The following is a 13,120-nucleotide window of genomic DNA, read 5'->3' as shown; positions in this document are numbered from 1 at the left end:
TGGTGCGAAGCAGCTCCCTTGCCTTTTGCAGGCGGATCTGAATGAGATAATCCAGTGGAGATTCGCCGGTAGCATTCTTAAAGATGCGGTGAAAATGACGCTTCGACATACAAGCTCTGTCCGCCATTTCATCCAGGTAGATTCTCGACTTATAATTCCTCTCGAGATAATCAATCACTTCACCTATCCGCATCAAAGCCCTGGCCTCATGTGTCTCGATCTTTGAGTACTGCCGTGACATCAAAATGATCAAATCTTCGAGATGATTCCTCAGGATGGTCTCGTAGCCGGATTCCTGATTGTTTTGTTCCCAGAACATGGAATTTAGGATGAATTCTACTTTGGCAAGCTCACTCCTGTTAAGCTGAAGCCGGTTTTTAAATTGCCGCATATTTCGGTACTGAGGCTCGAGAATAAAAAGGGCATTGTATCCCGGCATTTTCTTAATTTCATTCAGATTAAGCATATCGGGCTTTTTCTTGAGATCAAACATCACGTTGACAATCTCAACCTCACTGGCATCTATGAACTGATGTTTCTGGAAATCCTGGAGAACAAAAGCATCCCCGGCAGAGACCTTATACCGCTGACCCTCGACTTCATGGATCCCGTTGCCATTCAATATGACAACAATCTCGGTAAAATCATGATAGTGCATTGTCTGTGTAAGATCATAAGGATGACTGATCCCTTGTGGATAACAAACCTTACTGATATTAACGGGAAATATCTGGGTTCCGAAATAATTCGTTCCTTCAGCCTGTAGGGACATGGTTATTTTTTTGGCAGTAAAATACGATTATTTTAGGAAAAAATCAAATCGTGTAGGTAAACGACAAATATTTTTTATATTTGCCGTGTACGTACACGGAACCATTAAATTCATCCGGTTATGGACAAGGTTAAAGCACGGATAAAGGATATTGCAGAAATGGCAGGTGTTTCTCACGGGACCGTTGATCGTGTGATCCATAATCGTGGAGAAGTCTCAGAAATCACCAAACAAAAAATCCAGCAAATCATTCAGGAATTAAACTACGAGCCGGACCTCTCTGCAAGAAGGCTGGCCTCAGGCAAAACCTATAAACTCGCTGTATGCATTCCCCACGCACAACAAGAAAGTTCCTTCTGGCAGAGCCCGATCATAGGCATCGATAAAGCCATAAGCGAAATCAGCCATCTGGGGGTTACCAGCAGAAAATTCCTGTTTGATCAGTTTAATAAAGATTCATTCAAAGAAAAAATAAACAAAATAATAGAATCAGAACCCGACGGGGTCATCCTGGCGCCGGTCTTTTCCGGAGAGGCGTATCGTTTGCTGAGATATTGCGAGCAAAACCAGATACCCTATGTGTTTATCAATTCCGACCTTGAAGGAAAGAACAACATCTCTTTCATTGGTCAGGATGACAACCAAAGCGGAAGGGTAGCGGGAAAACTTATGAAAAACTGTTTATCGGAGGGCGATGAAGTGCTTGTTTTGCATCTGGCCAAATCGGTCGACACGCATCCCCACCTTAAAAACAGACAAAAAGGCTTTGAAACCATTGTTGGAGACAAAATCAGGATAAATCACCTTAACATCAAAAGCAACAAAGATAGCGTCATAACTCATAATCTCAAGGCCCATCTGGAAAAGCACCCGAATACAAAAGGGATTTTTGTCACCAACTCAAAAGCCTTCAAGGTAGCCCAATTTCTGGATAAACACCATACTGATCTTTTATTGATCGGATATGACCTGACCGAAGAGAATCTAATTCATCTGGAAAAGGAAACCATTGATTATCTCATCAGTCAAAAACCATTTGATCAGGGCTATATAAGTGTGAGAACACTGTTCAACTCCCTGGTATTAAATAAACCGGTGGAAAAGGAATACAAATTGCCTATTGAAATCATCATCAAAGAGAATGTTAACCATCAAAATATATCCAATGCTTTATGAAACAGAATAATTTTAGTGATCTAAAAGATAAGGTGTGTGTCATCACCGGAGGCGCAGGAATTATTGGTTCCGCATTGGCCCGGGGACTTGCATCCGCCGGAGCCAAAACGGCTATCCTGGAAATGGATTTCGACAGTGCCAAAGAACTCTCTGCTGAGCTGAAAAATGAGTATCAAGCTGACTCATCAGCCTACAAAGTTGATGTTTTGGATAAAGACAATCTAAAAGAAGTAAAGGAACAAATCAACGGGGACCTGGGCAAAATTGACATACTTATCAACTGTGCCGGAGGAAACTCTCCTAAGGGTACAACGGATAAGGAAATCCTTTCAAAAGAAGACCTGGATGATCTGAAAGGCTCATTCTTCGATATGTCTATGGAAGGGTTTGACTTTGTATATTCTCTGAATTTCAAAGGTTCCTTGCTGCCAATCATGGTCTTTGGGGAAGATATGCTGGAGAAACAAAAGGGCACCATATTGAATATATCTTCCATGGCAGCTATCACAACCATCACAAAAGTGCCTGCATACTCAGCAGCCAAGGCAGCAATAACAAACTTCACCAAATGGTTATCGGTTCATCTTGCAAAAACGGGAATAAGGGTGAATGCAATGGCTCCCGGATTTTTTCTGACCAATCAGAACCGGTTCCTCCTGAAAGATGAAGAAGGCAACTTAAAGGAAAGAGGTAAAAAGATCATTGACAATACTCCATTTGGCAGATTCGGAGAGGTTGAGGAACTGGTGGGAACCACGCTGTACCTGGTTTCCGACATTTCCAGTTTTGTTACAGGAACAGTTATTCCTGTCGATGGAGGTTTTAGCACCTGGAGTGGTGTCTAGTATCTTTTTTATCAGGAAGGTTAAAGACGCTTTCTGATCTTCTGCACTTTTTGGTGTGAATTGAAAGCATAAATCGCTCAATGTGGGTCTTTAGACTAGAAATCCGGGGTTATGGAATTTACATGGAGATGGTTCGGACCGAATGATCCGATTCGATTTAACGAGATCAAACAAACCGGTGTTACGGGGATAGTGACAGCGCTTAATCATATTCCTGTGGGCCAGGTATGGGATGTTAATGAGATCATGAAGCGTAAAAGCACCATCGAAAAGGAAGGTTTGGAGTGGTCTGTTGTGGAAAGTGTGCCCGTTCACGGTGATATCAAAAAACAAACAGGTGATTATCAGCAATACATTGAAAATTTCAAACAAACCATAAAAAATCTTGGTGAATGCGGGATCAGAATACTTTGCTACAATTTCATACCCATGCTGGACTGGATTAGAACAGATCACAACTGGAAGTTATCGGATGGGTCTATAACTGCAAAGTTTAATATGAAGAGCTTCGCCGCTTTCGACTTGTTTATACTACAAAGAGCCGGTGCTTCTCAATCTTATCCTCAAAAAATTCTGGAGGAAGCAGAGCAATACTATAATCAGCTAGATAAAGAAGGCATACAAAACCTTACAAATGCCATTCTTCTCAGATTGCCCGGCACTGAGGAAAAATACGGATTGGAAGACATACATTCCATGATTAAAAGTTATTCCCATATAGACCGGGATTCAATGAAAGAACATCTGTTTTATTTTATCAGAGAAACGATACCCGTAGCTGAAGAAGCGGGGGTGAAAATGGCCATTCATGCGGATGATCCTCCCTTTCCATTATTTGGTATACCACGGGTTGTCAGTACCAAACAAGATGCACTGGATATCATAAAGACAATAGATTCGGAATCCAACGGAGTGGCTTTATGTACCGGATCATTCGGTGCAGGACATTTCAACAATCTGGTGGATATGACCAAAAGTCTTGCCCACCGGATCAATTTTACCCATCTTCGGAATCTAACAAGAGACGAAGATGGGAATTTCTGTGAAGTCAATCATCTCGGGGGAAACATTGACCTGTACCATGTAATAAAAGAACTGTTACTTGAAGAACACCGCAGAAAACAAGCAGGTAAAAATGACTGGCAAATCCCGATGCGGCCGGATCATGGTCAACAAATGCTCTATGATATCAACAGAACATTCTACCCGGGTTATTCCCTTATCGGTAGGATGAAAGCACTGGCTGAGCTCAGGGGATTGGTGCTTGGAGTTCAGAATTGCCATTCAATTGACGAAATCTAAAACAAAAAAAATAAAAGCCATGAAAAACTTAATACATGAAAACTTTTTATTAGAAACCAAAGCTGCCGAAAAGCTTTACCACGAATTCGCAAAGGAAATGCCGATCATCGATTTTCATACCCATCTTCCGCCTGATGAAATAAATCATGACAAACAATTCAATAACCTGGCTGAAATCTGGCTCGGCGGAGATCATTACAAATGGAGGGCCATGCGGTCCAATGGCGTTCCGGAGAAATATTGCACAGGTGATGTCGATGATTTCGAGAAATTTAAGAAGTGGGCCGAAACCGTACCCCATACCATGCGAAATCCTTTGTATCACTGGACCCATATGGAATTAAAGCAGTCTTTTGGCATAGATAAACTGCTTAATCCGGATACTGCTGAAGAAATCTATGAGGAAGCCAACAAAAAACTCAGGCAAAAAGAGTATTCCACCTTACAATTATTGAAAAAATGGAATGTAGATACAGTATGTACTACTGACGACCCGGTTGATGATTTGAAATACCATCAAAATATAAGGGACAACCAAATACCCGTTCAGGTTTTTCCAACATGGAGGCCTGACCAGGTCCTGGGGATACAAAACGTAGATAATTTCAACGAATATATCAACAAACTTGAAAAAACATCCGGTGTCAGCATCGGCAGTTATGAACAATTGATCACAGCTCTTCGCAAACGGCATGACTTTTTCGACAGCCTTGGATGCAAAAGTTCCGATCACGGTATCGAGACCTTTTACGAGTGTGACTATACGGAAAATGAAATAGCCGGGATATTCGACAGTGCACGCTCAGGCAAGCCGGTAACTCCCGATCAGGCCCAGAAGTATCAGATGGCTCTTCTTCACGAGCTGGCAGTTATGAACTACGAAAAAGGCTGGGCTCAGCAGTTTCACTACGGAGCCATGAGGAACAACAACACAAGGATGTATGAAAAGCTTGGCAAGGATACCGGGTTTGATTCTATAGGAGATGAGCCGGTAGCCAGGGCCATGTCACGCTTTTTTGATAGCCTGGACAGAAGAGGAAAGCTGACCAAAACCATCATCTACAATATCAATCCCAATCATAATGAGGTAGTTGGAAGCATGCTCGGTAATTTTCAGGATGGTTCAGTACCCGGAAAAATGCAAATGGGGCCGGCATGGTGGTTCAATGACCATCTCCGTGGAATGGAAGTTCAAATGAATGTGCTTTCTGAACTGGGACTGCTAAGCCGTTTTGTGGGAATGTTAACTGATTCCCGGAGCTTCCTGTCTTTCTCCAGGCATGATTATTTCCGGCGGATTCTTTGCAATATGCTTGGAAAAGATATCGAGAAAGGTCTTCTGCCGGAAGATTACGACTTCATTGGACAGATGGTCAAGAACATCTGTTACCATAATGCTAAAAATTACTTCCAGTTTTAAATTAATTTTTCAGAAGAATAATATCTTAGACAAATAATTAAAGATTATGCAAAACAAAAAAGTGGTCACATTCGGAGAGATCATGCTGCGCCTGGCAACCCCTCAGCATCTTCGTTTCAATCAGGTAAAGCAGTTCAATGCATCATTCGGGGGAGGGGAATCCAATGTTGCCGTATCCCTCGCCAATTTCGGGGTACCGGTCAGCTTTGTAACCCGGTTGCCCGAAAACGATATAGGAACAGCATGTCTTCAGGAACTGAGAAAGCACAATGTAGATACCTCTCACATTCTCAGAGGTGGCGAACGGCTGGGTGTTTATTTCCTTGAAACAGGGGCTGTGAGCCGTGGCAGTAAAGTAATTTACGACCGGTTTCATTCGGCAGTATCGCAGGTAGAAAAGGGCATGTTCAACTGGAAGGAAATCTTCAAAGATGCCACCTGGTTCCACTGGACCGGTATCACACCGGCCATATCTCAGGGAACAGCCGATGTATGCCAGGAAGCCATTGAAGCTGCCAATGAACTGGGTTTGACAGTTTCATGCGATTTAAACTACAGAAAAAAACTTTGGAAATACGGGAAGGATGCTCAGGAGGTAATGCCCGAACTGGTGAAAGGATGCGATATCGTGCTGGGCAATGAAGAAGATGCGGAAAAATCCCTGGGTATTAAGCCGGAAGGTGTGGATGTCACCAAAGGCGAAGTAGATGCCGAAGCCTACCGCTCGGTTTCCCGGCAGATCATGGAGCGTTTTCCGAAAGCCAAAAAGGTGATCACCACTTTAAGGGGCTCCATCAATGCCAACCACAATACCTGGACTGGAACCCTCTATGATGGTGAGAAGCTTCATATCGGAAACAAATTCGATATCACCCATATCGTTGACCGGGTCGGTGGCGGCGATGCCTTTATGGCCGGATTGATTTACGGGATTCTTTCTGAGATGAACGATGAGGACGCCCTGAACTTCGGAATTGCTTCCTCTTGTCTGAAGCATACTGTGCATGGAGATTTCAATGAAGTTACCGTAGATGAGGTAAAGAAAATCATGGGCGGTGATGTTTCCGGCAGGGTTTCCAGATAAAAAGATTTTTGAATGAAAATCTAATTTTCGAGTTTTTTTATATATTTACCTGTTATTCTTCTAAAATTATGATCTAAAATATGGCAGAATTTAAAAGGCATGAAGTCGCCCACCTAATGAGAAGTACCGGTATTGTGCCTGTCTTCTTCCATTCCGATTTCGAAACAGCCCGTAATATAGTGCAGGCCTGTTTTGAAGGGGGGGTAAAAGTAATTGAATTTACCAACCGGGGAGATTTTGCCCACGAGGTTTTCACAGAGCTTAGAAAATACGTTCAAAAAGAATTACCCGGGTTATGCCTCGGGGTAGGTTCAGTGATGGATGCTCCCACAGCAGCAATATACATGCAAAACGGAGCTGATTTCGTGGTTTCTCCCATCCTGGATGAAGATACCGGAAAGGTCTGTAACCGAAGAAAAATACTCTGGATTCCCGGTTGCGGTTCGGTCACGGAAATATCCAAAGCCCATGAACTGGGAGCAGAGATCGTCAAGATTTTCCCCGGATCTCAGGTAGGCGGTCCCGGCTTTGTAAAGGCTGTGCGCGGTCCCATGCCATGGACGGATATCATGCCCACCGGTGGTGTTGAACCTACCGAGGAAAACCTCAAAGCATGGTTTGAGGCCGGAGTGTGCAGCGTAGGTATGGGATCCAAACTGATCACCAAAGAACTGGTGAAGAACGGGGAATTCTCCAAAATAAAAGATAAAACCAGCGAGGCGCTATCTATTGTTAAAAAAATCAGATAAATTATATCCATTATGAAACTAAGAGTTGTATTTGGTGTTAAAGTAATGTCTATATTGCTTACAATGTTAATTGTCAGCTCGTCCTGCACAAAAGATCTGGATTCCGCTACAGAAGAATTTGAGATCACCACCCTTCGTCTGGCTCATTCGCTGGATGTTTCCCATCCTGTGCATAAAGGTATGGAATATATGGCTAAAAGGGCCAGGGAACTATCGGACGGCAATTTAAGAATCAAAATTTATCCCAGTTCTCAGCTTGGCTCGGAAAGGGAATGTTTGGAAATGCTTCAGATTGGGAGCCTGGCCATGACTAAAGTTTCTTCCGCGGTCATGCAGAGTTTTGTCCCTGAATATAAAGCTCTGGGAATGCCTTATATTTTTAGAGATCTCCAGCATTACCATAAAGTTTTGGACGGGCCGATTGGTGAAAAAATCCTGAATTCAGGCACAGAGTATTGGCTACAAGGGCTTGTTTTTTACGATGCCGGTAGCCGGAGCTTCTATACCATCGATAAACCAATACGGAAACCCTCTGATCTTAAAGGGATGAAGATACGGGTTATGCAAAGCATGACTTCCGTGAAAATGGTTCAGGCAATGGGCGGCTCTCCAACACCGATTTCATGGGGAGAATTATATACCGCATTGCAAAACGGAGTGGTAGACGGAGCAGAAAACAATTTGCCTTCATTGCATACATCCCATCAGTATGAAGTGGCCGATTATTTTAGTATGAACAAACATACCAGTATTCCAGACGTGCTCTTGATGAGTACTCACATCCTGGAGAATCTGAGCGAACAGGAAAAACAATGGCTTCAGCAGGCTGCTGATGAGTCGGTTGAAAAACAACGAGAATATTGGCAAGAAGCTCAAAAAGAGGCTTTGAAGGTAATCAAAGAGGCAGGTGTCGAAGTCATACGCCCTGACCCGGAACCTTTCAGGGAAAGCGTTCAAAGTGTCTATTCGTATATAGAAAGGACAAGCCCTGAGGTTTATAAGTTGACCCAACAGATTCAAAACGTTGAGGTTTCTGACTCTGAAGATAAGTAATCTGTTTCACAATAAACATTATATCCTATGAAGGTAAGAGAGACAATAGACAAAATTCTGGAAATATTGGTGGTAGTAGTTATGGTTGTTCTGGTACTGGATGTGGTATGGAATGTGGTATCCAGATATCTTTTGAATGCCCCGAGCTCCTTTTCGGTAGAACTTGCCAGGTACCTGCTTATCTGGGTTGGTTTACTGGGAGGTGCTTATGCTTCAGGTAAAAAGGAACATATTTCAATCAATCTGCTTCCACAGAAACTGCAAAAAAGAAATCCGGCCAAAAGAAGGAACCTGGATATCCTTATTAATATCCTCATTATCCTTTTCGCACTATTTGTTTTTGTTATCGGTGGTTCCAGGTTGATGTTCATCGCTTTTAAGATGAGCCAGGTATCCGCTACCATGCAAATTCCAATGGGGATTGTCTATCTGGCATTGCCCCTGAGTGGCCTGCTTATCATCTTTTATTCAGTTCATGAGATCATCCATGGACTTCCCCAGGATTTGAAAGAAAAAACAATGACCTCAGAATAAAAAAATAATAAAAAATTTAAAAAATAATGGAACTATTCGGAATCCTCGTTTTAATAGTCAGCTTTGTTATATTCCTCGCTATTGGAGTACCTATTGCCTATAGTATAGGATTATCGGCAACCTTAACATTACTGGTTAGTATCTATCCCATCCCGGCTGCTACTACTGTGGCTCAACGGGTAGCCACAGGGCTGGACAGCTTTACCTTGCTGGCCATACCCTTTTTTGTACTTGCCGGGCAGTTGATGAATAAGGGAGGCATAGCCATGAAGCTCATTGATCTTGCCAAGGCGCTTGTAGGAAGATTACCCGGCGGTCTTGCTTTTGTGAATATCCTCTCGAACATGCTGTTTGGTGCCATATCGGGATCGGCGGCTGCTTCGGCTTCAGCCATCGGAAGCTTTATGACCCCAAGAATGATAGAAGAAGGTTATGACAGAAACTACAGCACCGCAGTAAATGTTACCTCTGCCACTACAGGACTCAGTATACCCCCAAGTAACGTGTTGATTGTTTATTCACTGGCAGCAGGAGGACTTTCCATCGGAGCCCTTTTTATCGCAGGCTACATACCCGGAATACTGACAGGGCTGGGTATTGCAGCAGTAGCTGCTACCATTGCCTATCGCCGCAATTATCCACTGGCCGAAAAAGTAACCTTTCGATACGGGGTTATTAAATTTCTGGATGCCCTCCCCAGCCTGGGTATGATCATTGTAGTAATCGGCGGTATCTTAGCAGGATTATTCACGGCCACAGAAGCTGCAGCCATAGCTGTTGTTTACGCCCTGGCCCTTTCTTTCATATACAAACAAATCTCTGTCAAAGATCTACCCAATATCTTACTTCGGTCAGTGATCACCTCAACGATCGTTCTCCTGCTGGTAGGAACTTCCATTGGCCTTTCATGGGTAATGTCGTATCAGGATATTCCCCAGCAGGTTTCTGAAGGCTTGCTGGCCCTGAGTGAAAACAAATTTGTGATTCTCATTATTATTAACCTGTTGCTTCTTTTCGTGGGAATATTTATGGACCTTTCCCCTGCCGTTCTGATCTTTACTCCGATTTTTCTACCAATCGTAACCAACATCGGTGTGGATCCCATTCACTTTGGAATCATTATGATCCTCAATCTGAGTATTGGATTGGTTACACCACCGGTGGGAACGGTATTATTTATCGGTTGCAGTATCAGTAAGATCGGCATAGAAAAATTGATTCGTCCACTATTGCCCATATATGCTGTAATGGTTTTAATTCTCCTCTTGGTCACTTATCTACCGCAACTGAGCTTATGGCTGCCAGGATTGTTCGGATTTTAAACCGTAAAAACACGATATATTATGGATTTAGAAAAATATACCTTAGGCATTGGAGACCGCTTTGCCCATCAGGGTGAGGCTCAGTTAAAGGCACTCATAAAGTCAAAAGAAGCAGGTGTAACCATCGCACCGGTTTGGAATAAGTCGCATCGCGAACACCAGACGGTCGGCACCAACCATGCAGAAGTAAAGAAAGAAGCCGATGAAGCGGTAAAAGCATTGGGCTGGCAGGAGAATTATTATGTCGATGCAGACCATATCAACCGGGACAACGTGGACCAATTCATAGATTATGCCAATTTCTTCACCCTGGATGTAGCGGATTACATCGGTAAAAAAGCAGATGAAGAAGACATCAATCAGTTTGTAAAATCCAACACCCAATTAATCGGAAATACTGAAATACCAGGCATACAAAATGCTTCTCAGATCACAGAAAATGCAATACGGGAAATTGGAGAGAAGTATCTTTATGCGGCTCAAAAAGCAGGGGAAGTTTACCGGTTCATAGCCGATAAGAAAGGAGGGGATCATTTTGTCGCGGAGGTTTCTATGGATGAAACCGACCTGCCGCAGACTCCTCTTGAATTACTGGTGATCCTCAGTGCACTGGCCCATGAAAATATCCCGCTCCAGACATTGGCTCCCAAATTTTCCGGCCGTTTTAACAAAGGTATAGATTATGTCGGGGATATCAGCCAGTTTGAAAAAGAATTTGAAGCGGATATCCAGGTGCTTGATTTTGCTGTCCGGGAATTTGACTTGCCTGAAAACTTAAAACTAAGCATACATACCGGAAGTGATAAATTTTCCATTTATCCCGTTATCGGCAAGATCATCAGAAAATACAACAAAGGAATACATGTAAAAACAGCCGGGACGACCTGGCTGGCAGAAGTCATCGGTATGTGCCTGGCCGGAGATGACGGACTGGAAATGGCCAAACGCATTTACCGTACAGCTTATAATCAGGTTGAAAAACTCACGGAAGCCTATGCGGCCGTGATCGATATCGATCAAAATCAGCTTCCCGACCCTGAAAAGGTGAACAATTGGAGTGCGGAAGAATTTGCAAATACGTTGCGTCACGTGCCCGATCATCCGCAATACAATCCCCATTTCAGACAAATGATGCATGTTTCTTACAAAATAGCGGCCCAAATGGGTGCTGAATACACCGGCTTACTAAAAAAATATGAAGATACCATTGCTTCTGAAGTGACGGAGAACCTATTCGAGGGGCACATTAAGAGGCTGTTTTTTTAAGAAATATCGACATTGAGATCTAGAGTCTGGTCTAAAAAGAATTTAAAAAATGCCACTAAAACTCTAAAACACAAAAAACCACAAAATAAATAAATTTGGTTTTTTATTTTTAGTGGAATTTGGTGCTTTGGTGCTTTGGTGGCAGAAAAAAGCATATTAGACCGAAATCAATCTGACAACTGATAAAAACTAGAAAGGAATAAGATTTCTAACCTTGAATTTCTTAGCAAAACCTATAAGTTAAAAAGGGAAGGATAATACCCGCTATGCCCCAAAAAATTGCAATACTGGATACCGGCTATGAATCTTATGATTACGAAAAAAAGCTGTTTAAAGAAGCGGGCTATGACCTTGAAATATTCACAGGGGAACGACACGATCGTGCTGGAAAAATAGCCCTGGCAAAAGATGCAGTTGGATTGTTGGTTCGCTGGACAAAGATTAATGATGATTTTTTACAAGCTACCCCCAAATTAAAAGCCATTGTCCGTTACGGCGTAGGTTACGATAATATTGATCTTGATGCGGCAACACGATATGGGGTTAAAGTCGCCAATGTCCGGGGATATGCCAACCACTCGGTATCCGATCATGCCCTGGCCCTGATCTATGCCTGTGCACGGGGGCTGTCACAAGGACAAAAATTAGTCGAACAACAATTTGCCAAACCACCCATCAGGGAAATAATCGAACTTCATGATAAAACTTTGGGAATTATTGGGCTGGGCAGAATCGGTGGAACACTGTGTCAAAAAGCTCAACCGCTTTTTAAGAAGATATTGGCATCAGATCCTTACATCTCCGATGAACGATTCAGCTCACTGGGCGCCTCCAAAACCAACCTGGATGATCTACTCAGGGATAGTGATATAATCTCGGTCCATTGCAATTTGACGGAAGAAACACGGGGCCTTATTGATAAAAACAAAATGCAACTGATGCGCAAGAGTGCAATTATTATCAATACTGCGAGGGGTCCTGTTATCAATGAAGACGATTTGTATGAAGCCCTTCAGTCAGGTAAACTTCACAGTGTAGGGCTTGATGTATATGGTGAAGAACCTCCTTCATCCCGTCAGGAACGCTTGCTATTCCATCCACAGGTCATTGCTACCGGTCATTATGCCTGGTATTCAACAAAATCTATCGTTGAATTACAAAAACGGGCCACGCATAATCTTTTAACCATGCTACAGGGAGAAATTCCCGAAGATTGCCTGAATTTTTAAAATATCTATAACAAATCAAATATGACTCAACAAACGGCTTTGGTTTTCGATCTGGACGGTACACTGGTAGAAACAAACGATACCATTGTGGTGGGTGATAGTGTCTGGGATTTGCTGGCAGCCCGGCGAGCCCGTACCCTGGGTGTCGGACTGTTATCAGGCGGCTATGGACAGGAAGAACTGGAAAGGGCTGGGGCATATAGAGTATATGAAGATCCCGCAGAACTGCTCAGGCACCTTGACGAACTGGGTGTGCGTTCTGCTTAATACGCTTTTATATAAACTGATATAAGGCTCCCGGCACTTCCCCCTGAAGGAGGCCCATCACTCCTCCGGATATCTGGAGGAGTGATACCATAGAGTATCCA

The 13,120-nt window shown here is 43.1% G+C and carries 13 protein-coding genes; 12 read left to right on the top strand and 1 reads right to left on the bottom strand.

Annotated elements, in window-relative coordinates; translation table 11 throughout:
• Positions 1-772, bottom strand: a 772-nt coding sequence (locus KGY70_09580) for a helix-turn-helix domain-containing protein (protein MBS3775427.1), incomplete at its 3' end; no start/stop codon positions are given.
• Positions 773-892: 120 nt separating this feature from the next.
• Here KGY70_09580 and KGY70_09575 point away from each other — a divergent pair.
• The 12 genes from KGY70_09575 (at position 893) to KGY70_09520 (ending at position 13,019) form a co-directional block, all read left to right on the top strand.
• The gene (locus KGY70_09575) at positions 893-1,948 is read left to right on the top strand and encodes a substrate-binding domain-containing protein (protein MBS3775426.1); all 1,056 of its coding nucleotides are present in this window, start codon (positions 893-895) and stop codon (positions 1,946-1,948) included.
• A complete protein-coding gene (locus tag KGY70_09570) occupies positions 1,945-2,793 on the top strand; it encodes an SDR family oxidoreductase (GenBank protein ID MBS3775425.1) in 849 nt (282 codons plus the stop codon). The genes KGY70_09575 and KGY70_09570 overlap by 4 nt, the downstream gene beginning before the upstream one ends.
• Before the next feature lie 111 nt (positions 2,794-2,904).
• A complete protein-coding gene (uxuA, locus tag KGY70_09565) occupies positions 2,905-4,095 on the top strand; it encodes a mannonate dehydratase (GenBank protein MBS3775424.1) in 1,191 nt (396 codons plus the stop codon).
• A gap of 19 nt (positions 4,096-4,114) precedes the next feature.
• Positions 4,115-5,515, top strand: coding sequence for a glucuronate isomerase (gene uxaC / locus KGY70_09560; GenBank protein MBS3775423.1), 1,401 nt, complete (start codon positions 4,115-4,117; stop codon positions 5,513-5,515).
• Positions 5,516-5,561: 46 nt separating this feature from the next.
• Positions 5,562-6,599, top strand: coding sequence for a sugar kinase (locus tag KGY70_09555; protein ID MBS3775422.1), 1,038 nt, complete (start codon positions 5,562-5,564; stop codon positions 6,597-6,599).
• Positions 6,600-6,679: 80 nt separating this feature from the next.
• Positions 6,680-7,348: a bifunctional 4-hydroxy-2-oxoglutarate aldolase/2-dehydro-3-deoxy-phosphogluconate aldolase gene (locus KGY70_09550; protein ID MBS3775421.1), complete on the top strand. Its 669-nt coding sequence runs from the start codon at positions 6,680-6,682 to the stop codon at positions 7,346-7,348.
• 12 nt (positions 7,349-7,360) lie between these two features.
• Positions 7,361-8,401 (top strand): TRAP transporter substrate-binding protein, encoded by a 1,041-nt coding sequence (locus KGY70_09545; GenBank protein ID MBS3775420.1) that lies wholly within the window; start codon positions 7,361-7,363, stop codon positions 8,399-8,401.
• 27 nt (positions 8,402-8,428) lie between these two features.
• Positions 8,429-8,935, top strand: a complete 507-nt coding sequence (locus KGY70_09540; protein ID MBS3775419.1) for a TRAP transporter small permease — start codon at positions 8,429-8,431, stop codon at positions 8,933-8,935.
• 26 nt (positions 8,936-8,961) lie between these two features.
• Positions 8,962-10,257: a TRAP transporter large permease subunit gene (locus tag KGY70_09535; GenBank protein ID MBS3775418.1), complete on the top strand. Its 1,296-nt coding sequence runs from the start codon at positions 8,962-8,964 to the stop codon at positions 10,255-10,257.
• 21 nt (positions 10,258-10,278) lie between these two features.
• The gene (locus tag KGY70_09530) at positions 10,279-11,523 is read left to right on the top strand and encodes a hypothetical protein (GenBank protein MBS3775417.1); all 1,245 of its coding nucleotides are present in this window, start codon (positions 10,279-10,281) and stop codon (positions 11,521-11,523) included.
• Positions 11,524-11,789: 266 nt separating this feature from the next.
• A complete protein-coding gene (locus KGY70_09525; GenBank protein ID MBS3775416.1) occupies positions 11,790-12,752 on the top strand; it encodes a C-terminal binding protein in 963 nt (320 codons plus the stop codon).
• A gap of 21 nt (positions 12,753-12,773) precedes the next feature.
• Positions 12,774-13,019, top strand: a complete 246-nt coding sequence (locus tag KGY70_09520) for an HAD hydrolase-like protein (protein ID MBS3775415.1) — start codon at positions 12,774-12,776, stop codon at positions 13,017-13,019.
• Positions 13,020-13,120 lie beyond the last annotated feature (101 nt).

The organism is Bacteroidales bacterium (assembly GCA_018334875.1).
Taxonomy (GTDB): domain Bacteria; phylum Bacteroidota; class Bacteroidia; order Bacteroidales; family UBA12077; genus JAGXLC01.
The sequence above is the reverse complement of the archived record's forward strand: the minus strand, read 5'-3'. Positions and strand labels throughout refer to the sequence as shown.